19 protein-coding genes and 2 tRNA genes are annotated in these 22,903 nt (G+C 47.1%); 4 read left to right on the top strand and 17 right to left on the bottom strand.

Features of this window, described 5'->3' with window-relative positions; all coding sequences use genetic code 11:
* Window positions 1–179 precede the first annotated feature (179 nt).
* Window positions 180–665 carry an RNA polymerase sigma factor gene (locus FWE06_08500; protein MCL2547208.1) on the top strand — a complete coding sequence of 162 codons (486 nt, stop codon included), beginning with the start codon at window positions 180–182 and terminating at the stop codon, window positions 663–665.
* Complete coding sequence (locus FWE06_08495; GenBank protein ID MCL2547207.1) at window positions 662–2,530, top strand: hypothetical protein; 1,869 nt, start codon at window positions 662–664, stop codon at window positions 2,528–2,530. Before FWE06_08500 ends, FWE06_08495 begins: the two co-directional genes overlap by 4 nt.
* A gap of 73 nt (window positions 2,531–2,603) precedes the next feature.
* Here the strand turns inward: FWE06_08495 and FWE06_08490 are convergent, their stop codons facing one another.
* The 17 genes from FWE06_08490 to FWE06_08410 form a co-directional block, all read right to left on the bottom strand.
* Window positions 2,604–3,353 (bottom strand): SagB/ThcOx family dehydrogenase, encoded by a 750-nt coding sequence (locus FWE06_08490; GenBank protein ID MCL2547206.1) that lies wholly within the window; start codon window positions 3,351–3,353, stop codon window positions 2,604–2,606.
* Entirely contained in the window at window positions 3,350–4,108 is a 759-nt protein-coding gene (locus FWE06_08485) for an AAC(3) family N-acetyltransferase (protein ID MCL2547205.1), read from the bottom strand. Before FWE06_08485 ends, FWE06_08490 begins: the two co-directional genes overlap by 4 nt.
* 69 nt (window positions 4,109–4,177) lie before the next feature.
* The gene (locus tag FWE06_08480; protein MCL2547204.1) at window positions 4,178–4,654 is read right to left on the bottom strand and encodes a U32 family peptidase; all 477 of its coding nucleotides are present in this window, start codon (window positions 4,652–4,654) and stop codon (window positions 4,178–4,180) included.
* 68 nt (window positions 4,655–4,722) lie between these two features.
* On the bottom strand, window positions 4,723–5,640 hold the full coding sequence (locus tag FWE06_08475) for a U32 family peptidase (GenBank protein ID MCL2547203.1): 918 nt from the start codon (window positions 5,638–5,640) through the stop codon (window positions 4,723–4,725).
* Between the two features lie 49 nt (window positions 5,641–5,689).
* Window positions 5,690–6,991: a PASTA domain-containing protein gene (locus tag FWE06_08470; GenBank protein ID MCL2547202.1), complete on the bottom strand. Its 1,302-nt coding sequence runs from the start codon at window positions 6,989–6,991 to the stop codon at window positions 5,690–5,692.
* A gap of 25 nt (window positions 6,992–7,016) precedes the next feature.
* Window positions 7,017–7,739 carry an ABC transporter ATP-binding protein gene (locus FWE06_08465; GenBank protein ID MCL2547201.1) on the bottom strand — a complete coding sequence of 241 codons (723 nt, stop codon included), beginning with the start codon at window positions 7,737–7,739 and terminating at the stop codon, window positions 7,017–7,019.
* A gap of 11 nt (window positions 7,740–7,750) precedes the next feature.
* Window positions 7,751–9,298, bottom strand: a complete 1,548-nt coding sequence (locus FWE06_08460; protein MCL2547200.1) for an ABC transporter permease — start codon at window positions 9,296–9,298, stop codon at window positions 7,751–7,753.
* An 84-nt stretch (window positions 9,299–9,382) separates the two neighbouring features.
* Window positions 9,383–11,152 carry a hypothetical protein gene (locus FWE06_08455; GenBank protein ID MCL2547199.1) on the bottom strand — a complete coding sequence of 590 codons (1,770 nt, stop codon included), beginning with the start codon at window positions 11,150–11,152 and terminating at the stop codon, window positions 9,383–9,385.
* Between the two features lie 145 nt (window positions 11,153–11,297).
* The gene (locus FWE06_08450; GenBank protein MCL2547198.1) at window positions 11,298–11,708 is read right to left on the bottom strand and encodes a VOC family protein; all 411 of its coding nucleotides are present in this window, start codon (window positions 11,706–11,708) and stop codon (window positions 11,298–11,300) included.
* Window positions 11,709–11,724: 16 nt separating this feature from the next.
* Complete coding sequence (locus FWE06_08445; protein ID MCL2547197.1) at window positions 11,725–12,234, bottom strand: DUF3788 domain-containing protein; 510 nt, start codon at window positions 12,232–12,234, stop codon at window positions 11,725–11,727.
* A 524-nt stretch (window positions 12,235–12,758) separates the two neighbouring features.
* On the bottom strand, window positions 12,759–14,255 hold the full coding sequence (locus FWE06_08440; protein MCL2547196.1) for a BspA family leucine-rich repeat surface protein: 1,497 nt from the start codon (window positions 14,253–14,255) through the stop codon (window positions 12,759–12,761).
* Entirely contained in the window at window positions 14,218–14,427 is a 210-nt protein-coding gene (locus FWE06_08435) for a hypothetical protein (GenBank protein MCL2547195.1), read from the bottom strand. Before FWE06_08435 ends, FWE06_08440 begins: the two co-directional genes overlap by 38 nt.
* A 12-nt stretch (window positions 14,428–14,439) precedes the next feature.
* Window positions 14,440–18,633, bottom strand: a complete 4,194-nt coding sequence (locus FWE06_08430) for a BspA family leucine-rich repeat surface protein (GenBank protein ID MCL2547194.1) — start codon at window positions 18,631–18,633, stop codon at window positions 14,440–14,442.
* A gap of 683 nt (window positions 18,634–19,316) precedes the next feature.
* A tRNA-Thr gene (locus tag FWE06_08425) sits at window positions 19,317–19,391 on the bottom strand.
* 127 nt (window positions 19,392–19,518) lie between these two features.
* Window positions 19,519–19,596, bottom strand: a tRNA-Asp gene (locus tag FWE06_08420).
* 100 nt (window positions 19,597–19,696) lie between these two features.
* Entirely contained in the window at window positions 19,697–20,263 is a 567-nt protein-coding gene (locus FWE06_08415; GenBank protein MCL2547193.1) for a hypothetical protein, read from the bottom strand.
* Window positions 20,264–20,406: 143 nt separating this feature from the next.
* Window positions 20,407–20,577, bottom strand: coding sequence for a 4Fe-4S binding protein (locus tag FWE06_08410; protein ID MCL2547192.1), 171 nt, complete (start codon window positions 20,575–20,577; stop codon window positions 20,407–20,409).
* Between the two features lie 378 nt (window positions 20,578–20,955).
* Between FWE06_08410 and FWE06_08405 the strand changes: the two genes are divergently transcribed.
* Window positions 20,956–22,434 (top strand): recombinase family protein, encoded by a 1,479-nt coding sequence (locus FWE06_08405; protein MCL2547191.1) that lies wholly within the window; start codon window positions 20,956–20,958, stop codon window positions 22,432–22,434.
* 121 nt (window positions 22,435–22,555) lie between these two features.
* On the top strand, window positions 22,556–22,780 hold the full coding sequence (locus tag FWE06_08400) for a helix-turn-helix transcriptional regulator (GenBank protein ID MCL2547190.1): 225 nt from the start codon (window positions 22,556–22,558) through the stop codon (window positions 22,778–22,780).
* Window positions 22,781–22,903 lie beyond the last annotated feature (123 nt).

The following is a 22,903-nucleotide window of genomic DNA, read 5'->3' as shown; positions in this document are numbered from 1 at the left end:
AGGTGGAAAGCGCACTCTTCATCTTTTGCGCCTTACACGACCGCCCGTGAGAAAGTGGATGTGCGACACTGCAAAACTAAAAGTAAAAAATTCCCCGCCGAGAGCGGGGAATTTTTTACACAAAATGGAACGATTTACACTCCTTCAACAGTCTAATGGTCGAGAGAGGTGATAGCATAATGTTAGAAAACAGTTCTCATAACGCATTTCGGAAACTATATCTGCCGTTGCACGCCACGCTCTTTAAGACAGCATTGGCGATACTGCGCGACCGCAACAACGCCGAAGATGCGTTGCAAGAAGCGCTGTTGCGCGGTTATAAAAATTTCGCTAAGCTGCGCAATCAGACTCACTTCAAGACATGGATGACACGCATACTTATCAATACTTGTCGTGACTTTCGCAGACGTAATCCCGAGCAGCTGTCCCTCGACATTGCAGCGCATATCCCTGTGCCCGATGACGGCGAAGAACGGCTCCATGTACTCGAATGCATCCAGCGGCTCGATCAAAAGACGCGCGAAATCATCACCCTGCGTTTTTGGTCACAGCTGACGCAAGAGGAGATTGCCGAAGTTATGAGCCTGCCAATCGGCACTGTTAAATCCCGTCTGTCGCGTGCGCTTAGCAAGCTCAAAACGCTATTGGAGGAGGACGAAACATGAAACACTTTGATGAAAATAGCATCAAAAAGGCCGCTGAGCTACACGACTGCGTGACCCCGCCGTCGGCTGAGGTAATGTTGGCCAAAGTTGCCGATGCACCGGCGGGAAAGAAGCTGATATTATTCCCACAACGCGCCGTCAAGCGCACGTTGCGGGTCGCGTCGGTTGCGCTGGCGGCATCACTGGTCTTTATTGTCGCGGCAATGGCATTTAATCAATTTTTTCCGGGAAACAATGGTAACGTTTTGCCCCCACCGTCCATTGGAACACCGCCACCAACCCCGCAGCACGACCCTGTAGGGGCGTTGGAAGCCTACTACTACTTTATGTTGGACTGGCTCAACGAGCACGGACAGCCCGTCAACGAAGAAGAGGCGTGGACGCAACAGCATATCCGTCACGCGCAGCTCATCGACTTTAATAATGACGGAGTATACGAACTGTTGGTTATCACTTTTGATCCTGAAACCAGTCCCGTGTTGACGGCAACCGTTTGGGGCTACTGGGATGACCTAACGGGTGCAGGCAATCAAATGCAAGCCATTCATACAACTGAAGTATGGGCATCGGGTGATGACTCAATGATGCTTGAGCTTGCTGAGACCGTGGACGGGCAAACGCTCTTGGTTCATGTCAAAAATGGCACGTATGAGCGAGTCAGGGATTTCAACAGCTTGGTAGGATTTGAAGGGCCGCTCTACATGGGGAGCGATGTTGATTTGCTTGAAATGGTGTTCCACCAAGACTTATTTCTCGGTGCTGCACTTATCATGCAAGCAAATGCGCCGCCATTCTGGTCATACACCGGCAGCTATGGGGGACAGCCGCCGCAAGAAATCAGTCAAGAGACGTACGAAAATTTTCCGGCCGAGCATTTGGGCATCGTCAACATCTACGAAGTTGACTTGACCGTCGTCGACGTTCCTGCTTTTATTACTAAGATTGAGGCGAGAATTGTGATATTGGGCGGCGAAGTGCTTGAGCCAACAGCTACGCCGGCACCGGCCGATGCTGCAGCTGTTGGCGTGAGATTGCATGAGGCCGATGACCTTCTGCCGTTCGGTCCGCGCCATGAATTTATTGAGTTCGACGAACCCGGTTACCCGCTTATTCTCATTACAACATCGCAATCGCTGATAGATTTCCGCTTCGTAGAACTGTCCTGGCGCGACGCTTCCGATGCATTCTACGGCGATGATCATGCCGAGTTTCTCGATGCAACCATACTTTGGTCTGTCGACGAGCTGACATATGACACACCATTACTCGTCACATGGCGGGATCGTCCCGAGAAGCGCGCCCATCGCGGAATCATCTTCCGTATCCCCAACGATGATCCATTCCGTCCATATCGCGACATTTTCTACTCTATCACAAGAGATTCCGATGGAACATTGACGCTTGTTGAAGAAGAGGACAGCGGCACAATCGCAATTTTCTCAAAGCGCACACAAGTGGCCGGCGTTCTGGAGCCTGCAACATCGACGTTTCAATCAATTTCAGTTACGGTAACAGAACAATTCATGCATTTGGAGGAGGGCGCCGTCATGCCGCCGATGGTTTCTTACAATGCCGCGCGCGCCTTTGAGATTCTGTCGATAGTGCCGGCAACCGAAGTCTTGCACCCGTTCCATTATGAGCGTATCAACGCACCCGGCACGCTATTTTCCATTGATATTTTGTATGTAGATGGCAGTAACCAACGAGTTTACGTTTCGTGGGCAACGCCAACAATTTTCCGTTATACGGGGACATATGGCAGCAGTGGCGACGGAGGATATGTATCGGCAGCGGCACCTGAACTGTTGGAAATGATAGGCAGATACTTTGGGTTACCTCACGACTGGATGATAAGGTATGCATAGATAAATACAAAAGCGCCCTTCCGAATAGACGGAAGGGTGCTTTTGCAGGAACGGCATTTTGCTGCTTGCGCAATTATTTTGTTTCACCTAATGAAATCACATAGACCGTATATTCGTCAACGCCGTCAAGGCCGAGAAATTCATCACACAGCTTTTGGTCATACGCCGCCATGCAGCAGCTGCCCAATCCCAATGCCGCCGCCGATAGCATGACATTCTGCCCCAAATGCCCCAAGTCAATCAGTATAACCCTGTGCGCCATCTCGCAATACCGCCATTCCGCCTTATACGGAAGGCAGGATACGAACAAACATGCCGCTGCGCTTGCTGCCCAGCGCTGCCCGAAAACGGCATCGGTCAAGCGATTCTTGTAACCTTCAATCACGCCGAGGTACTCCAACGACACCGTTTTTTTGCCGATATTTTCGGCAGGGATATAGCGGTATAGTCCCGCAGCTAAGCTTTCAACATTTTGCACCGCGATGTATAGCTCAAACGGGTGTCGTGCGCCGCCGCTCGGTGTGGGGCGTAAGGTAGCGTGACCCTTCACTTCTTGAATGCCGCCTGCACTCCACAAGATAAACGCCAATTCTTCACGGCTCATTGGTTTGGTTTCGTCATATTTGCGCTCACTGCGGCGAATGTCAAGCAGCTTGTCATACGACATGTCGATTGCCCCAAATGCGGGCAGTGTAGTAAGCGCTCCCACTGCCGGTTTTGAATAGGCAGGGTGCGGAATGCCCTTTTGCTGGTCACTCTCCCGCATCCCGTCTAAGAAAGACGGGCATTTCATAAACTCTCTGTTTTGCATAATGTCATTCATAGTGGCTTCTCCAATTTTAACAATTGATATGGCTCGTTGAGCAATGCCTCTTGATATAATGTGATTGTCTCTTTGACGTTGAAGAGTTTGCATTCTGCCGCACCAATCACGCCGTCGGTGACGTAATCGCGTGCGTAGGCACGTTCTTGAATAACAAGCCACGGCGAAGGTTGCACAAGTCCCATATTCCATGATTTAACAATCCACTCATCTTCGGGATATTTTGCCCGTGCCTCGGGTGTCGGTGCCATTTTTTGTTTGATGTCTTCGGGGATGCAATGTTCGACATAGTGCATCGTTGACATACTGGTAATATCAACACCGATCATGAGTGCCCGCCCGCCGTTGTCGATAAGGTGCTGATAACCCTGGGCGTGAATATCGGCGTCCTTACCCCACGCCGAAACGCGCTTAAAACCCGTGCCAGTCAGTACGCCCGGCATTTTGCGGAAAGTCTCGGGGATAATGCCCATGCCGTTTTTTTCCTCATCGTCTAAGATTCTAATTTTCTGCGCCATACCCATGGCACGATCTTCGGCCGTTAGCGGCAGCCCGCCCGAAATCTTAAAGGACGGCAGTACCAGCGCGCCCTCTTGGGTGACAACGTTCATCAACGCAGCGATAACGGTCTTTGCGCCGCTCTCAACATGTCCCAAACTGCGCAGTGACGAATGTACCTCCAGCATATCGCCGCGCTTGATGCCCAAATTGCGCAAGTCTTGCTCAATATCGGCGATGGTGAGTGCTGTATCCATAGGGAAACCTCCACTTGTCAGTTTTTTCATGCCGTGTTTTTTATTTGCAATCATACGTCAAGTCATTTCTCAAACCTTTGTGTAAAATTTCCCGCGAGTAAATTCAATGTTTAGTGTTTTTCGGTACATATATGCTTTAATAATGGCATGGACTTCTTCGGCGGACTCTGTTGTAAAAATGAGCCGACCATGCGTGATGCCTGATTTCTCTATTTCTTTGAGTTTGTCGGCTACAAAAATTGGCACTGAGTTGTATAATACACCGCCCTTCACAAAGAAGTTTACATTTTTTCTATCGGAGATTGTGCCGCTGATTTGCGGGTTTCCCAATTTCATAAGTGGAACTTTTCCATAGATGACTGCCTCGGTGTCGATTGGTTTTTGAATATCTCTCATTTGTGCCAAATTGAGTTCGGGATGGAGCGTAGCGCGATGAACACCCAGGTCTTTTAATACGCTCAAAGCTGTGGAATTAAAACAATGCACATAAAAATCCGTCACGCAACCCGGTTCAATCTCGCCATATGAAGCAACATACTGTTGCATGATTTCTATTCCAAGTTTCCGACATGCTCGCTCTTGTTCGGGCTTTAGGCATGTTGCAATAAACTTAATCAGAGCGTTTCACCTCCCCTCGCATATGGATTTCTAAGGGCATCCATATACATTGCAGATGTATCTCCTATATAGTATCCATCGGTATAGCCGCCGCGATTAAATATGCTCAGCATTTTCTGTTTTTGTTTTTCGGATATAAGGGCGCCGTCCAATGTCGCACGATAGGCTTTTGTAACTGTGCCAACATAGTCCGGCCCTTTCATGCGCCCTTCGATTTTCAACGCGGAAATGCCCATGTCAACAAGCTCACCAACGTAATCAATCAAGCACAAATCCTTTAAGCTGAGCAGAACACCGTTTTTCTCGGTTGATGTATATGGCAAACGACAGGGCTGAGCGCATGTGCCGCGATTGGCGCTTCGACCGCCAATAAAGCTGCTTATTTGGCATTGCCCGGAATAGGCAGAACACAGTGCGCCGTGCACGAAAACTTCCAACTCTACGCTTGTATGCAAGCGTATTTCTTGTATCTGACTCCGCGATAACTCTCGTGCCAAGACGACACGCTTAAAGCCTAAACGCCCCAGCGTTTCGACATCTTTTAGCGTCTTTGCTGTCATCTGTGTGCTAGCGTGCAGATGACTTTTAGGGAAATTCTGTCGAATCAAAGTGGCCAAGCCCAAATCTTGCGCAATAAACGCCGATACGCCTGAATTATAGGCGAAGTCTGCAATTTCAAGAGCTTCTTTCAGTTCACGGTCGGTCAATAACGTGTTGATGGCAAGATATGTTTTCACATTATGGTTGCTTGCATACTTCACTGCCAGTCCAAGTTCATGAGTGTCAAAATTCCCCGCAAAGGCACGTGCCGAAAATTTACTTGCGCCCAAATAGACAGCGTCTGCACCGGCAGTAACTGCCGCTTCAAGCGTTTTGAAATTGCCGCTTGGAGCTAGTAATTCTGGTTTTATCATAGGTTTTTTGGTGCTCCTGACAGTTTCATCTTAACAACCAATTCGGCACTCAAGGGAAATCAGGCTCTTCCGGTACTTCCGGCGCAAGGTTCCCGCGGCTGATTGTGAAATGCACATTAAGCGTCAAGCCCACAAACTCACTCCTATGGGTAGCCGAAACAATAGAGCCCCTTGGAGCGCTGCTGTCGATATAGGTTTTTGTATAGGTGATGTTTGCACCATTCGCGCTGAATTCATAAAAATATGAAGGCAACTCACTTTCCAAGCTACCGATCAGGTCTTTAATAAAGGGCTGTCCCAGAGAATACACAACATCAACTCTCTCAGCTTCGCTAAAGAGCCTGGTGCCGGCGGCAACGGATTGCGAAACAAACCTGCCAAAAGCAATTGTCGCACTATATCTTGAAATGACATTTACGTCTAATTCTGCGTATGTCTCGGCATCATTCATGGAAATGCTGCTGAAATCAGGAACCTCAACCCCAGCACCCATAGAGAGGATGACTGTCATTTCGTAGTCGGCAGCAATTCTTTCACCGGCGGCAATGCTCTGCGAAACCACGTGGTCTTTCTGAATGTCTTGCGATGGTTCTTCTTCGAAAGTTACTCTAATGCGATTGTCTTCTGACCAGCTTTCCACGTCTTCTCTACTCCTGCCGCCAAAATTAGGTACGGTAATATCTCTGAGCACCTCTTCTTCACCACGCGACATGACAATCACCATCATATCACTGCGCGTGTAATTTGATTCATTGACCATATCGCTCGGAAATTCTAATCGCAGAAATCGCCCTTGTTCTACTGTGTTGCTGTATTCCTGGACGATATTGGCGTTGTTGACTTTGTATTCGGTTCTCCAATCACGTATCTGCGCAGTTGTCATCACGCTGAAGTCGGGAAGAAGTAATATTTCATGCGGATCGGGTCCATTGCTGACAACAATGTCGAGCAGCGAGCCGCGCTGTATTCTGCCACCGGATGCAGGGGATTGCTCGATAATAATATCCTGATCGTTTTCCAAATCGAATACATAACTGATATTGAGTTCGACCCGATTTCTGAGTGCCCAGCTTCTGGCCTCGCTAAGATTGAGCCCCACAAGCGGCTTTATCTCCACTCTATTGGCCGAACGGTACAATAAAAACCCTGTCACGCAAACAGCGATGACTGCGATCACTATCAAAAGATACTTGATGAGTCGGGCACGATGAAACGTCTTATCAACCTCGACATCATGAACTGGCCCTTGAATACCAATGTCCTGCCGCTCGGGCTCTGTTTTGACGATCGGCGTCTCTATGAGAGCGCGCTTATAACTATCTTTACTAAATTGATTTAGAAAATCGCTCATGTTCTTTGCTCCTTATCTACACACCTCATTCATTAACCGCAGAATCGGTGCTTTCTGTGCTTGGAGAATTAGCATTGTTGTGAGGTTCAAACCTACCCTTCTTCAGCGTGATGACCTCATCGGCTTCAGCAGCAATTTGACTCGAGTGGGAAACAACGATGATACACTTATTATGCTCGTGAGCCAGTTTCTTAAAGATTTGCACGATTTCAGACTCCATCTCGCCGTCTAAGTTGCCGGTAGGCTCATCCGCCAATATTACATCAACATTGGTCGCAAGAGCGCGAGCGATGGCTACGCGTTGTTGCTCACCACCCGAAAGTTTGTTGACAACGCGGTCAGCACGGTCTTTCGTAATCCCTATGTAATCCAGTAAATTGTAAGCAACTTCATTCAAATCGCTGGGCAGTGTGTTGTCGGTTATGCTCATGACCGTGCGCACATTTTCCACTGCAGTCATATAGGGCACAAGGTTGTACTGCTGGAAAATAATGCTGATTTTATTGCGGCGGTATGTATTCAGTCCGATTTTGTTGATATCGACCCCTTCGTAGCAGACATTGCCCGATTTTGGCTGATCAAGTGCACTTAATATCGCCAAAAATGTCGTTTTGCCTGAACCGGATTCCCCGAAAATCGTGTAAAATTTACCCCGCTCGAAAGAGTAGGAAATATTGTTGAGAATATAGCGTTTGATGTCCCCGTCCTGATAGAAATAGTTAATGTTATTTACATCAATCAAAGCCATATTGTTGCCTCCTACATTAAAATTTTCCGCGGATTAAGCTTTAAAACATACAAAATAGGTATCAATGTTGACAGCAATACCGTAAGAAGCCCAGCTAAGAAGAAAAATAAAACAATCTCTGCTCCCAGAGACACATTATATTGTTCTTGCAAATCCTCAAGCGTTATTTCAACCCTGAAACCTGCTTCAGCCAACGGGTCCGGCTCCCAACTCCAAGAGTCGTCGCCGGGTTCTTCTTGCTGCGCGATAACAGCATCCTCAATCATAGAGTTGGAAAGCTGGCCGGCGAGCAAGTTGCCGCTGAACAGAGAGAGCGCAATGCCCAAGATGGAAACGATTAGCACCTCGGCAAGGATTTGCCCTACGATTTTGGTTTTGCGTTCTCCTAACGCGAGATAAATGCCAATTTCTTTGCGGCGGTCTTTTAAAAAGAGTGTGACCAATAAGCTGAGTATAATCAACGACGCGCCAATACCTACGTAAAGGATGATGTTCGCCAATCGGGACATGTTTCTCATAGGCGCAACAACATCTGAAATGCCTCTCATATTATTCATAACTCTATAATAGTCGCCCAAAAGCGCGACGGTATCACGGGTGAATGTATCTAACCCTTCGGCATTTCTAAATACGAAAAACGGTGTTAACGCTTCCGAAATCGAGATAAGTTCGCTGATTATTCCAACGGCTCTGTTGGATGTGTAAATTTTATTATGTTGCTCCATTGCGAAAGCGATGGCCTGCCAATCGCCCGCTTGAATTTGAAAGCCGGATGCGACGACAGGTTCATAAATGCCAACAACAGTAAATTCAAACTCTATCGTTCTTGTCCGATCGGGCGGCCGCACGCTTGGCATTTCTATATCTATGTCGGGCAATTCAACTTCCATATTATAACTTGCGCGATAAACCATATCGTCTTCAAATACTTCATGCTCTAAAACAAAGATGGCACCGATATACAAGTGATTAAGGTCAGCGAAATTTCTCGAAACAAGCACTGCGTTTTCGCCTTGCTCTATTTCTTGGGCATTTAACGTACGACCATCAACAATCTCAATAAGTCCCATCCTAAGATCCAATACATCGCCGGTTTGACTACCATGTAAAGTAAAATGTTCTGCCCAATCTCCTGATGGTGGAGCAAAGCCCATGGACAACGCTTCTTCGGGATAATATCTTTGCATATCCCAACTTGCAAGCACGGCTCGATTGCTATAGTCAAAAAACTCCACCGAGGGCAATGCGCCTAACATCTCGATTCTCTCGGCGGTTAGAGTATATTCACTCATGATTCTGTCACGCTCTGCTATAGCTTCAGCATCGCCCCAGTCAATATCCCCAAAACTGTGCTTTTCCTCAATGGCTTGCCAATCCACTTCTAATGTCGCGACGGGAGTAATGCCCCCCAAGACCGCGGATTCAGTATTTCGCACCGATTGTTCAACGGAAATTGAGCCGGCGATCACATTTCCCAAGACGAAAACCAATGCCAACAGTATCGCCATCTTGCCCGGTTTTCTGACAATGCTTGTGGTTGCCCGTTTAATAAAATTCATTATGCATGCACCTCCAATGATAACACTTAGAAAACACCTTGAAAAGTTGCATCTGAAAAAATAAATTTTACAGGAGTCCTTTTGTTACCCCTGCCGCCTTCTTTCCGGGAACCCATCCTCATCGCCTAAGCGAACAGAGTGGTCAACATTGCCGAACGAACAGGCAACCAACACAAACTCCAGCGTAATTTGTTCCACGCTGTTTGGCGGCACAACAAGGTCATAGGTAAACGGCCCATTAACACGCGTTCCTGCTCTATCAAAACTGGCGGTAAACGCCGCTTGCCGAACACTGCCGTCGGCGTTGCGAACCAGTATCGCCAAACTGCCGCCCTCCATCAAGCTCAGTCGCACCGTTCGCGCCGCGCTACCCTGATTGACAAATGTGTAGTTTTCGTGATAGATAATCATCCAGTTGCCGAGGTTGGCAGGGTCACCCGCACCGTTGGTGTGGTTGTTATCGATCGTCACGGTGCGCCCGTCCGTTGTTACGCTCTGTAATCCAAACATATCCGTGCCAACTGCGGCGTGATAATTCTGTGGATTTAAGTGCGTAATCCAATTGTTGCGCGAGGCAACATGATTTTCAGTGTTATTGAACGGTGTAAACGGCGTGGTGATATTATCCGCATTTGGGTCAAAATGGTTGGTGAATGTCACGGGCAAGAACCCGTTGCGGGTTTGGTCATTAAACGTCCAGGTCATGTTGTTTTCCACCAAACCGGCATGGTCGGCAATGCCCAAATATTGCGGGCTGTGGTCGAGGCCGTTACGGACGACAACATAGCCTTGTTCGGGCGGATTGGCACGCACTTGCTCATAGTCGGTGTAAACGTAAAATGTACTCGTAACATAGCCGCCCGTCACGGTAAACAGCACTGTGCCGTTGGCGCAGGCCCTGTCTGCCAGCGGTTGATCGGCGGTATCGTCAATATTCAGATTTAAATAAGCGTCGGCACTTGTGCCGCCCATGGCATAAAAGTATTCACCGGGTGGGAGGCGAATTGTTTTAGGTTGAAATACGCGTGGGTGATAGTCCTCATAGGCGTAATCGGCATAATATCGCTCGGGATGCGTGAAGTAATCGTCAGGCAGCGGGAAATGTGTATTGTACAGGTTGTACCAAGCACGTTGTCCAAACCATGTACCGCCCGCGACATAGCCGATATTTGTTATTGTAATATACACATCGCTGTCACTCTCATTTTTGAGCTGATACCCCAGATAAATTGGTGCGCCCGTCCAGTTGGCATACTGAATGGTAAAATGCACATCGCCCGTCACTTCATTGCGAATCAAAGCTGCGCCGATGTCTTCGGGTTGCAAAAACTCAGGATTGTTTGCAAAAATAAACGTGCCGCCTTGTCGCTTTTGATAATCGATTTGAGCCGGTGCCATCGGGTCAACGTCAGAATCACCGTACACGTCAAACGAAGCCGGGTCAACGGTAAAGAGATTCTCGTAAGGCAGTGTAATTAAGTTGTTTTGCGCCCAAACGATCAATGAAAACCGCTCTTTGTCGTGATTGGTCTCAACAGTAACTCTGTATACGGCATCAGCTTCTAAATCGACCGTGAACGCATGGCTTGCGCGTACTATAATTGTTTCGCCGTCGTCGATGGTAACAGTTGCTTCGTTTGCGGTAATGCTGTATGTGTCAGTAAAGGGTGCGCGCATGTAATAGATGCGCACGCCATCATCGTTGGTTACATCTGCTACGCTTGACATACGAAAGACGTTGACAGGCTCAAAAGCCGGCAATATATCAACAGGGTCGTTATCAGTATCGTTGTTGCAGCCAATGAAAATCAACATGACAAGCAAAAAGGCCAAAGGCAAGAGAATTCTGCGCATCGCTGGGTGCTCCTTTCAGATTTGGGCATAATTGCCATCAGTATATCAAAAGATTGTTGTTTGTGCAATATGTGCTTAATGTTAAAACAAGCGGATGTAAATTCGTTGGTAAATTCCTCTTATTCAAAGTTGGAATCGTTTGAGCTCAAACACCACCATCTTCCAAGCTAAGTAAGTTTCCTTCGGGGTCTCTGAAATAAGCCATATTGAAGTCGAAGCCGTCATTGGCAAAATTCTTCATGCCGATGAATGTTATGCCCGCTTCAAGCAAGCGGTTATAATCGCTGTAGAAATTCGTTGTATGAAAGACTGCTGTGAGCGTGTCAGAAGACTCGACATTGCTTGGGAGAACATATTCATCCAAGCGTTCACTTGCATCTTTAGCGGCATAAAGCGCAAAAAAAGGTTCGCCGCCTTTTTGGTCTGCAAAGCTCGTGTATGGCCCATGCTCGTCACCATAAATTGGCACTAAGCCTAGTTTTTGTGTGTAAAAGTCAAAACATTTTTGGTAATCCCCTCTTATTTGCACACCGGCAGTGACTCTATTGATTTTCATATTTGATTCTCCCCATCTATTGAATTGCGGCATTTATAATAATGTTCGTGATGTCCTCATGAGATAAACCTATATCAAGCCTACCGCACATTTCTAAATTTTCTGGCAAAGTTTTGCGATTGGGCTTGCGCTTAATTTGAAGCAGGTTGACAATATCTTCAATCAGCGATTCATTGTGAACATCAAAGCCAAGCCATTTACCGTCATGGTATGTTTCGGCCTCATCATATTCCTCACAAATCGCCTCGCCAAACATTTCTCTTTGCTCATCAAACTTTTTTCGTTCCTCTTTACCAAACACAACGCAAGCTATAAAGTACCCCTCGCGAATACAAAGCATAACCAGCGTTTTGCCGCCGCGCTTAAAATATAAATTGTTATAATGTTTGTGTGTAGAGTTGCCTTCCGCCCAATTTTCATCCATGACGTAATGATAGCGAATCGCTCCGGTCAGTTTTTCCCAGGCCGAGCTTGCTTGCCCAAGCATTGCTTTGACTTGATCATAAGATTTTGTTGGTCTATCCACTTTCTGCTCCTTCAAATTTTGTCGATGGGGTAATCGTCCGCCGTAACACAGGATAGAATGAATGTATTGGCCTTTTCTTTTGGCGTCATGACTTTTTCTTTACTCGAGTATCAACTAAATTCTTCACTTCCATCTTGCTGGGTGCTATTGTCTCTCACCTCAAAGGCTATTGATTTACTGCTCGACGCGCCGCTTCGCTTGAAAAGCTCTTGCGTATATTCTGTATATGTCTTCATAAGCAGCTTCACCTCATTTATTTTGTTCGCCACTTTTCTACATTTTATCATTGTCATTGACAGCCAGTTTGCCCGATGACATGCGCGAAGTAGTTCAAAGAAAGCTAGGCATGGGTGGTCACTCTCCGCAAACCAATGAACAAATCAGTGCCGCCACCGGCATCAAGACAAGGCAGGTCAGAGCTTTATACAGTAAAGCTCTTGAACAGCTGAGAGAAAGCGAAGTCTATGACTTTTTCGTTTCTCATTTCCGGGCATGATAAGCGGGCGGCGAAATTTCGCCGCCGTCTAGCTCAACACATCCAACGTCCGCACCATGGCGATGACCATCATTTGCGTTTGGAATTGCATTTGCGGCGAGAAAAGATATACGCTCGGTTGTGAACTTGTATTACTCATGATTCTGGGCGTTTGGTGATACAAGAAATGTACTGAACCTCGCGCCCAACTGGGAATGGTGTCTTGGAACGGTAAATCGTCTTGTGCTATGCTTGTCGGCACTTCGCCGTCAAACAGCGCCACCAAACGGCCAAGCAATACCGCGGCACTTTGGCGGTCTATTAAATCATATGGCCGGAACTGCACGCCCTCCCACCGGTAAGACGACGCGCCACGAATGACGCCGAGTTGTGCTAAGGCAAGCACGTCGGGGTCGGTGCTGTCGGTGAACGGAATGCTGTACAATGTGTTCGGGTCACGTGACGCTACGAAGTCTGCAATGCTCTCACCGTAATGCACTTCGATAAACCGCGCCGCCAAATCAGCGATGTAAATACGTGGAATACTGTCACGCCAATGCGTGTTCAGCACACGGGGCGAGAGGAAATCTAAGTCAAAGGCGTGTTCAATATATTCATGCGCCCAATCGTTAGGCGGCACGGCATCTCGCACCCAAGTGTCTGCATGGATTGCGCCATTGAAATTCCCTATCAAGTATTCGCCGTTAAGCGCAAACTCACCCCATGGATTAATTGCTGAGCCACGACCTACATTTTGCCATGGTCCCTCTGCAAGCCCGGAGAGTGCCTCGCCAAGCAACGACCAACCCGGTGAATAAATAAATTTTTCACCCAATACGAGTTCTTGCAGATTAGTTGTGCCATAAAATATAGCGCCCATATGCCAAACTGAACCTGCAGCCTCATACACGGCTCTGGTATCCCAACCCGATAAATCCAATCGCGTAAGGCTACTTGCACGACTAAACATTCTGGCCATTTGGCTTACATTGCCGGTATCCCAATTAGATACATCAAGATACGTCAAGCTTATTGCTCTGTTAAACATATCATCCATACTCACTACATTGCTCGTATCCCAACCGGAAACATCAAGGGTTTTCAAATTTATCGCTCCGCTAAACATTCCTGTCATATCTCTCACGCTACTGGTGTCCCAACCAGATGCGTCAATGTACACCAGACCTAATGCGTCGCTAAACATACTTCTCATATTCACAACATTGCTCGTATCCCAATTGGATGCATCAAGGTGCGTTAAGGCCCATGTGCCGTGGAACATATACCCCATATTTTCCACGCTACTCATGTCCCAGTTTGCCAAATCAAGACTTAATACACTCCTTACCCTGTAAAACATAAATGACATATCCGTCACATTACTTACATCAAAATAATGCAGTCCATCTATATGTGTTACTCGCAACAATCTATCGAACAAACGGCTCAATGACGATATGCCAACAATCGGGCCGGTAAACCGAATCGTGATAATATCATCGCGGTAGTCAATCCAAGGGCTTTTGGACTGTACCGCTTCTGTCAATCGTTCCGCTATCTACCACCAATGAGCCGTCGCTGTACAGACGCCACGGTAAGTTGCTGCCGCTTTCAGTGATAACGCCGGATTCAACGACAGTTGCCGCCGCCACGCCCGTTGTCGGTGTCATGGCAAACAGCATGGCACAAGCCAAGAGTGTACATACGATTTTTTTCATGTTGTCAGCCTCCTAGCTCAACACATCCAACGCCCTCACCAGCGCAATCACCATTTTCTGGCACTGGAACTGCATGCGTGGCGCGAATAGGTACATCCCCTCGACCGAACTCGTATTCCTCATAATGCTTGGCGCTTGGTTATACAGGAAATATACCGAGCCTCTCGCCCAACTCGGAACGGCGTCTTGGAACGGCAGATCACTTTGCGAAATCGCGCCCAACGGCGGCACTTCGCCATCGAATAACGCCAGCAGCCGCCCCAACAGTGCCGCCGCGCTTTGTCGGTCGATATAGTCATTCGGGCGGAACTCTACACCCGGCCATTGGTATGACTCTACGCCCAGCATGACGCCCAGTTGCGCCAGGTACAGCGCATAGACATCAGCGGTGTCGGTGAAGAGTACAGGGTAAAGGCTGCTCTGCGCCGCTACGAAATCACTGATACTCTCACCTGTATGCATTTCAATGAACCGCGCGGCCAAATCAGCGATATAAACGCGCCGGATGCCGTCGCGCCAGTTGTTGTTTTCAAGTACGCGCGGGGAAATGAGCCCATCGTCATAGGCGCGTTCGAGATATTCGCGCGCCCAACTGTTGGGGTTGTTGTCATAGCGGTAGACGGGGTGCGGCGCTCGTACCCAAGTATCGGCGTGGATTGCGCCGTTGTAGTTCATTGCCAGTCCTGCCGCTGTGAATGTGAACGCGCCTTGCGGGTTGGCGATCGTGCCGCTGCCCACGTTTTGCCAGTTTCCGGCGGGAATCCATACATTCGACCCAAATATAAAATCCTCACCCAGGATTAGCTTTCGCAAATTATCCGCATTACGAAACATGAAACTCATATTCGTCACACTGCTCGTATCCCAGCTTGATAAATCAAGGCTTGTTAGGCCTCTTGCACCACTGAACATACTTGACGTACTCGTCACATTGCTGACATCCCAGCCGGATACGTCAAGATGCGTCAAACCGCTTGCGCCGCCGAACATCCCGGTCATCCCCACTACGTTGCTGACATCCCAGCCGGATACATCAAGATATGTGAGACTGCTTGCGCCGGTAAACATATAGTGCATATTCGTCACATTACTCGTATCCCAACCCGATACATCAAGGCTTGTCAGGCTGTTTATGCCTTGAAACATCCTAATCATAGTCGTTACATTGCTTGTATCCCAGCCCGATATATTGAGGTCAGTCAAGCTGTTTGCGCCCCAGAACACGCCGCCCATGTGCGTCACATTACTGACATCCCAAACAGACAAATCAAGGCTTGTCAAGCGTGAGCCTTGACGGTCACCCCAACCGGGGCCGGAGTAAGGATCAAATCGAAACATGGCGCTTATCTCGGTCACATTGCTTAAGTCAAAGTAATGCAGCCCCTCTATTTCTTCCAAACGCCATAGATGGGCAAATAAGGATGCCAATGAATTTCCGCCGGTGACCGGGCCGGTGAATGTGATTGTGACGATATGATCACGAAAATTAATCCAAGGGCTGTGTCGTGTGTAATAAGTCAATTCAATTCGTTCAATAAATCCCTCGTCCACAATCAGCGCGCCGTCGCTGTACAGACGCCACGGCAAGTTGCTGCCGTTTTCGGTGACAACACCGGACGTGACAAGCGTCGCCTCTGCCCCGCCTGTTGCCGGTGTCATGGCAAACAGCATGGCACAAGCCAAGAGTGTGCATACGACCTTTTTCATGTCTTTATCCTCCCCATCGCTGTTGTTGATTTGAATATAGCTTAAATTTTGTGCAAAATCAATCGAAAGGGTGCCGCCGGCCAATACATTCAGCGTCCGTACCATCGCCATCACCATCATTTGATTTTGGAATGTCATTTGCGGCGAGAACAGATATCGGTTATAATTCGGATTGTTGGGGTCAGCCCCCGGTTGGCCTGTCCGATGGCTGTTGGTGTTGCTCAAAATACGCGGTGACTGATGGTACAAGAAGTATACGCTGCCCCTCGCCCAGCTGGGTACTGCGTCATCAAATGGCAAATCATCCTGCGAAATCGCGCCAACCTCCGGCACTTCGCCGTCAAACAATTCAACCAATCGGCCCAGTACCACCGCCGCGCTTTGGCGATCGATTAAGCCATGCGGATTAAAGCGGAGGCCTTCCCATTGGTATGACTCTTGGCCGAGAATAACACCCAGCCGTGCCAATGCGATCACATCGGGGTCGGTGTTATCGTCAAATGGAACTTCACGCAAAGCATCGGGGTCACGTGATGCCACAAACGCGCCGATACTCATCCCCGTGTGTGTTTCGATAAACCGCGCCGCCAAATCAGCGATATAAAATCGAGGAATGCCCTCGCGCCAAACACTGCTTTGTAACACACAACGCGAAATCATATTGCGATAACAGGCATTGACCAGATAATCAACAGCCCAACTGTTGGGGTTGCTGTCATAGTGCCACAGGCGGCATACGACATTGACTGTGATCGTGACATTTAAATCAAGATTGTCGACAATTCCGTCAACATCGCGCGGCAGTTCAAGCTGACCGTTGACGACAAAGATTTGGCCGCATTTGACGGTATGGACATCGCTCAAATCCCAGTTGATATGTGCGTAGACAAAGCTGTGGGCGCGGCTTGTTTGAATTGACGTGCTGCCCGGCAATCCCAACGCCAAAGCCGTTGGCGCGGCGTAGCAGTGTGCGTTAATCACGGCAGGTAGCGGTGTAAAGCCGGTGAGGGTGTTAGGGGCGATTGGGGCGACTCGCACACCAAAGGGTTGCGTCATGGCAACGCCGTTGAGGAAAACGTAACTATCTTCATCAATGTCATACCGATAGAGGATTTGTGCGCGGACATAATTGCTTGTGATGTCATCCCAGACATCGTCTAAATACAGCGTTGAGCCGGTATGTATGACACGCCCGCCGCCGTTCGGATCACCGCCGATCCACTGGATTTCATTGTAGCGCACAGCGTCAATCGTAATGCTGTCCGCGCCGACCTCAATGCGTTCAATGCCCGGCGGTTCGGGCAATTCCCACAGATGTACTGTTGTGGCATCGCCGGCGCCATCGGGCATTAGATTGCCATCGGGCAACTCGTGGTTAATCCTCAAGCGTCGGTCAACACGAGCAACGGTGTAGAAAGCGCCTGTTTCCACGGCATGGCGCACGGCGTCGGCTCTGGATTCAGGCGGTACAGGCGGCAGAAAAAACATGTTCCAGTGATAGCCAACCGCCAAATTGCCGTGACTGTCGTCGTTGGCAAAGCCAAAAACATTGCGCCCGTGGGGCATGGTCTGCTGCAAGATATTGTCCCACAGTATGCGGTCACTGCGGCTCTCGTCGTCTAATCTGTTGAAAATCTCCATGCCGACGACGTTAGGGAAACGGCGGAACATTTCAACATAGCGGTCGTATACGATGCCAGTGTTGGACACACGCGCACCGTCATCGGGGCAGCGCAGTGAGCCGCCATCGCCGCCTGTGTGACGGCCGGGGTGCGCCAGTACGGCAAGCCCGTCAACGGCCAGTGTGCGCTGCAATAACGCATATTCCAACCAGTCTTCGCCAAGCCCCGGCGCACCCGATGTTCTGAATCTTCCGGATGGCATTGAACCCCAGTAGGGCATGCTGTTTATCGGTGCCCAATAGGTGAGGATATGATGGCCATGGGATTGCTCACTGCTGTTTGGAATGCCGATCATACCGGGTGTTTGGGCGCGAGTGCCGCGCTCATGCTGCCATTGCGATGAAACAAGCGGGAGTGTATGTAAGCGTCCCGCGCCGGTATAAAACTCCTGCCTTTCTGCCGAGGATAAGTATTCAAAATTAAACCTTGGCAGAGGGGGATAAATGCCCGGCCATGCCGCATGGTTATCGTATCTGCGTATATCCTCTCTCACCCCAAATGTCCACGGCCGTTGGTCAAGTGCCGGTGTCACTGCCCAATGCTCGGTCATAGCGATAATATCGTAGCCTTTTTGGAAATGGTCGAGCAACGCGTGACGAAAAGACGGGAAATAGCGGCCGTCTGAATTGGGGGTATGCACATGCAGTGAAGCGCGATGTGCGCTCCACTCGTCCCAGTCTACATCCTCGTAGGGGTTGCAGATGATAAAGTTCGTGGTTGCCGCTACAATGTCATTGGCTTGCGGCGCGTTGATATACGCCGTGCCGCCTAAGAACATAAGCGTTGCAAGCGCAAATGACAGTATGCGTTTGCACATAGATGTTACACCCTCCTCTGCCATAGAATCCAGTTACATATTGTTACAAATTATACCAGATGATGTCATAACTTGCAAGTGTAAATAAATATGACGGTTGGCTCTGAGGAATATATGCTCCGCCCCATTAGACAGGGCCGGTAATCACATGGCGATAAGAGCAAGAAACAACTTATATTGGCCACGCTTTTGACGCAAAAAGACACGGGTTTGATGCCGTGCTCTTTTCTGGGCCATTGCCCTCTAATTTGAATGGTCAGTCAATTAAGCTTAAATATTGCAAACGGCTGCCCAGTCCTCACTCGTCAAGCATGAGCGGTTTTTAGACTCTCGTAGCTTGCGGATTTCCTCACGCTCGCTTGCGCCGCGTACTTCTTTGCCAACTTTGTAATGTGCGGCATTGCAGCCTTTGTGTCTTGCGTGTTCTCACGCTGCTGCATAGTACAATAGAAAAAGTGGCCAAGATATGACCGGCTGACAATTCAAAAATAGGCCGGGGCTCTTTTAGTTGCGCCTTGTTTTTAGGCTGTTCGCCATCACGAATGGCCGCTTTTTCTTTTAGATACTGTGGTGGTTTTTTCGCTTGACATTAGCAACATGCAAATCAGGTACATTTGCATTACAAAATCGAAAATATTGAAGTGGGTAAGAAAAACAAAAACCCGCATGGTTAGCGGGTTTCATGGAGCTTCTGGCGGGATTTGAACCCGCGGCCTCCCCCTTACCAAGGGGGTGCGCTACCCCTGCGCCACAGAAGCAAATTTCGCCGCATCCCTCGTCCAACCCGTGCGAAACTTATTTCGCGAGGAAAAGGAGGAGCAAGGGAGCGGACATAGTTTTCCTTTTATACAAGGGAAACGGAGTATAGCGCACTTTGCTCCGACGTGGCGACCCGGAAGGGACTCGAACCCTCGACCTCTAGCGTGACAGGCTAGCGTTCTAACCAAACTGAACTACCGGGCCATAAAGAAGCACTTATGTCGCGAATATAGAGACTTTTAAGGCGCAATGGATACTATAACACATCAAGCTGTGCTTGTCAATCAAAACTTTTATAAAAAGTCTACATCCCAAATTCTACAAACAATGCCAACAATCCGTAGACAATCAGCGCTAACCCGGAAACAACATGGCTGACAATGACGGGGATGCGCTTGACGTATTTGGTTCTTGCCAAGCTAAATGATAATGCCGAGTAGCCAAAATGTGCCAGCGCGATCGTAAGTGGGATGACAAATGTTGAATTGGGCTGGAAGACAAGGGTAATGCCCATAGTAATTATCATGGCTTCTAGGCTCATCATGATGCCAACGGGGATAATGGCCTTCAGCACCAACGGCTCTTCGTTCATGCTCTTGCGGCGGCGTTTAATATGCTCAGAGGCAAAGTAATGTATAATATACCAAAGTCCCAGCGCAATAAAAGCAAAGCCGACCAGCAAGTCTGGGTCAAATGGGATGAGTTCGTAAATTTGCCCCGCAACCAAAAAGCCGAGAACACACAGTCCTAGCAGAAACGCGTTGATGCTAGCAAGGTGCAAGAATTTACATTTTTTCTGCAACCCGAGTGACAGCCCGATAAAAAAAGCGTCGACAGACACAATCAACCCCGAAAAGATTGGCATAAACATACAATTTTTCTCCTTCCGAAACAGCGGCCGTATTTTTCTGCAAAGCCCACAACATAAGTATATGAAAACGCTTGATGGTTGTTACATGAATCGCAGAAGAAACAAAAAAACCGCCCATTCAAGGCGGCTTTTTAATGATTAATTTAGCCAGCTTTAATGGCATCGGTGGGGCAGCAGCCCTCGCACGCGCCGCAATCAATGCACTCTTCGGCAACAATGACGTACTTGCCATCGCCCGGCTTGATGCATGAGACGGGGCATTCAGGTTCGCAAATACCGCAGTTGATGCAATCGTCGTTAATCGTGTAAGCCATGATGGACCCTCCTCGTGTGTAATTATAGCGGCATTATATCATATCGTACGATATTTTGCAACACTTAATTTATAACATAAGCCGTACAAAATAATCGGACATGGCAGAGCGCAAATAATGCCACTCTAACGTAATAAATTGTGTAAGCAATTTATTATACGGAACTCGTATATTTTTGGAATATTCACCAAGGTAACAAATAAAATTGAATGAGATGTTTTATTTGTTGGGGTGAATGCATGGAAAAAGAAAAATTAACATTACCAAAAGAATTACAGATTAAAATGTTGAATTTTTTTATAAAAACGTCCATACCAAGAAAAATGCGAGAAAAAAACAAACCCCCTATCAAAAAAAATTGATAGGAGCGGATTTGCAGTGTTAGAGACAGGTATTTATGTTAGGGTGTCAACAGAAGAACAAGCACAAGAGGGCTTTTCCATCAGAGCGCAGGAGCAAAAATTAAAAGATTTTGTAAGAATTAAGGAATGGTCAGTTTATAAAATCTATATGGACGAGGGTATTAGCGGGAAAAATATCACTGAGCGTCCAGCAATCAATGAAATGATAGAAGATATAAAAAAAGGACAGGTTAAAAATGTTCTTGTTTTTAAGATTGACCGTCTAACCCGAAATACTGCGGATTTAATAAATCTAATTGAATTGTTCAATACATACGATTGTAGCTTTAATTCCCTAACCGAGAGTATCGACACACAAACAGCCACAGGGCGTATGTTTATCAAAATTATTGGTATCTTTGCAGAATTTGAAAGAGAAAATATTGCCGAAAGAACAAGAGTCGGCTTTGAAAGAAAAGCAAGCGAGGGATATACACTAGCAAGCAGAGTATCAAGTTATGGTTATGATAGAGCAAAAGGGCAAAAAATACAAACAATCAATGAAAAAGAAGCAACTATTGTAAGAGAAATTTTCGATATGTTCTTAAACCGACATATGCGTTTTTTTGACATAGCTCAAAATTTGAACACTAGGAAAATACCAACCAAACTTGATTCGGTTTGGTATGCAAGAAGTGTAAAAAATGTTTTAACGAACTGCAACTATATAGGAAATGTCAGATATGCGCAATATGACGAAAAGAGAAGTTTTGAGGCGCAAGGCGTACATCAACCCATAATATCAGAGGAGACGTATATTGAAACACAAGCCTTGATTAAGAAAATATCTACTAAGGTTTATAAAAAGCACCCAAAGGAAGAACACTATTTTGCAGGTGTTTTGATATGTGGCAAATGCGGGGACAAATTAGGCGTACATTCAGGGAGTAAGAAAGACGAAAGTGGCAAGGCTCTGCCCGGCTCTTATCTTTGCAATAATCGTTACAGAAAAAAATGTGATGCTTGCCGAATAAAGCACACAAATGTTGAAAAAGCATTCAGCGAGTATATTGGCAGTATTGGTGATTTTGATACCTTAGATGAAATTCAACTTGTTGTAAAAAAAGAAGTTAAAGAGCAAAATATTGACCTTGTCAAAGACCTTCAAAGGCAATGTAGGAAGCTAGAACAAAAAGAAAAAGAAGTATTAGATTTATACATAGATAATAAAATTGATTTTGACAATTATATAGAGGTTAAAAAAGCAGTTGAAAAAGAAAAAAATCAAATATCTTCTACATTGGGGCAAGTTGAAAATCTTGTAGATGAAGAAATAACCATTAAGAAAGAGTGCATTATTAAAAACCTTAAAGAAAACTGGGAGTGGCTAAACAATTCAGAAAGAAGACAATTTCTAGTAAACTTCGTTGACAGAATTACAATATTTCACGAAAAGCAAGGCGGGAGACTACCTGGCATTACAACGATAACAAATGTTGAGTTTAACAAAGATTAAAAAAGAATGGGCTACCATTCTTTTTTTGCGCAATTGGGTGTATATAGAAAATTATACGTATTACGTATAAAACGACATTTTTTGTAATTGTATTGTTAGTATTCACTTCGGGGTGATAAAAATGCATTTACGAATTAAAGATTTAAGGGTAGACAATGACATCAAGCAAGAAGTATTGGCAAAATTACTCAATGTAAGACAAGCAACCTATGCGAGATATGAAACACGAGAAATAAAAATTTTTCCATCTACGTTGGCAGAGCTTGCAGATTACTATAATACAAGTGTTGACTATCTTATGAGAAGAACTGACGAAAAACGCCCGTACAGCAAGTCAAAATTATAAAATAACCTTGTGCCCAAAGTGTACTAATTACATACGCCAGTTAATATAAATAATCAAAGCCAGCCGCGCCCCGCAAACCCGCCAGAACACTACATTTAATCATCACTCGACAGAGAGGGGTCT

Source organism: Oscillospiraceae bacterium (genome assembly GCA_009780275.1).
Lineage (GTDB): Bacteria > Bacillota > Clostridia > Oscillospirales > UBA929 > WRAI01.
Note: the sequence above shows the minus strand (reverse complement) of the source record. Positions and strands in the feature narration are given on the sequence as shown.

Excerpts from the sequence above, each read along its gene's own strand:
- FWE06_08500 (MCL2547208.1), top strand. The coding sequence starts at position 180 with ATGTTAGAAAACAGTTCTCATAACGCATTTCGGAAACTATATCTGCCG.
- FWE06_08495 (MCL2547207.1), top strand. The coding sequence starts at position 662 with ATGAAACACTTTGATGAAAATAGCATCAAAAAGGCCGCTGAGCTACAC.
- FWE06_08490 (MCL2547206.1), bottom strand. The coding sequence starts at position 3,353 with ATGAATGACATTATGCAAAACAGAGAGTTTATGAAATGCCCGTCTTTC.
- FWE06_08485 (MCL2547205.1), bottom strand. The coding sequence starts at position 4,108 with ATGGATACAGCACTCACCATCGCCGATATTGAGCAAGACTTGCGCAAT.
- FWE06_08480 (MCL2547204.1), bottom strand. The coding sequence starts at position 4,654 with ATGCAACAGTATGTTGCTTCATATGGCGAGATTGAACCGGGTTGCGTG.
- FWE06_08475 (MCL2547203.1), bottom strand. The coding sequence starts at position 5,640 with ATGATAAAACCAGAATTACTAGCTCCAAGCGGCAATTTCAAAACGCTT.
- FWE06_08470 (MCL2547202.1), bottom strand. The coding sequence starts at position 6,991 with ATGAGCGATTTTCTAAATCAATTTAGTAAAGATAGTTATAAGCGCGCT.
- FWE06_08465 (MCL2547201.1), bottom strand. The coding sequence starts at position 7,739 with ATGGCTTTGATTGATGTAAATAACATTAACTATTTCTATCAGGACGGG.
- FWE06_08460 (MCL2547200.1), bottom strand. The coding sequence starts at position 9,298 with ATGAATTTTATTAAACGGGCAACCACAAGCATTGTCAGAAAACCGGGC.
- FWE06_08455 (MCL2547199.1), bottom strand. The coding sequence starts at position 11,152 with ATGCGCAGAATTCTCTTGCCTTTGGCCTTTTTGCTTGTCATGTTGATT.
- FWE06_08450 (MCL2547198.1), bottom strand. The coding sequence starts at position 11,708 with ATGAAAATCAATAGAGTCACTGCCGGTGTGCAAATAAGAGGGGATTAC.
- FWE06_08435 (MCL2547195.1), bottom strand. The coding sequence starts at position 14,427 with ATGAAAAAAATCGTATGTACACTCTTGGCTTGTGCCATGCTGTTTGCC.
- FWE06_08430 (MCL2547194.1), bottom strand. The coding sequence starts at position 18,633 with ATGTGCAAACGCATACTGTCATTTGCGCTTGCAACGCTTATGTTCTTA.
- FWE06_08415 (MCL2547193.1), bottom strand. The coding sequence starts at position 20,263 with ATGTTTATGCCAATCTTTTCGGGGTTGATTGTGTCTGTCGACGCTTTT.
- FWE06_08410 (MCL2547192.1), bottom strand. The coding sequence starts at position 20,577 with ATGGCTTACACGATTAACGACGATTGCATCAACTGCGGTATTTGCGAA.
- FWE06_08400 (MCL2547190.1), top strand. The coding sequence starts at position 22,556 with ATGCATTTACGAATTAAAGATTTAAGGGTAGACAATGACATCAAGCAA.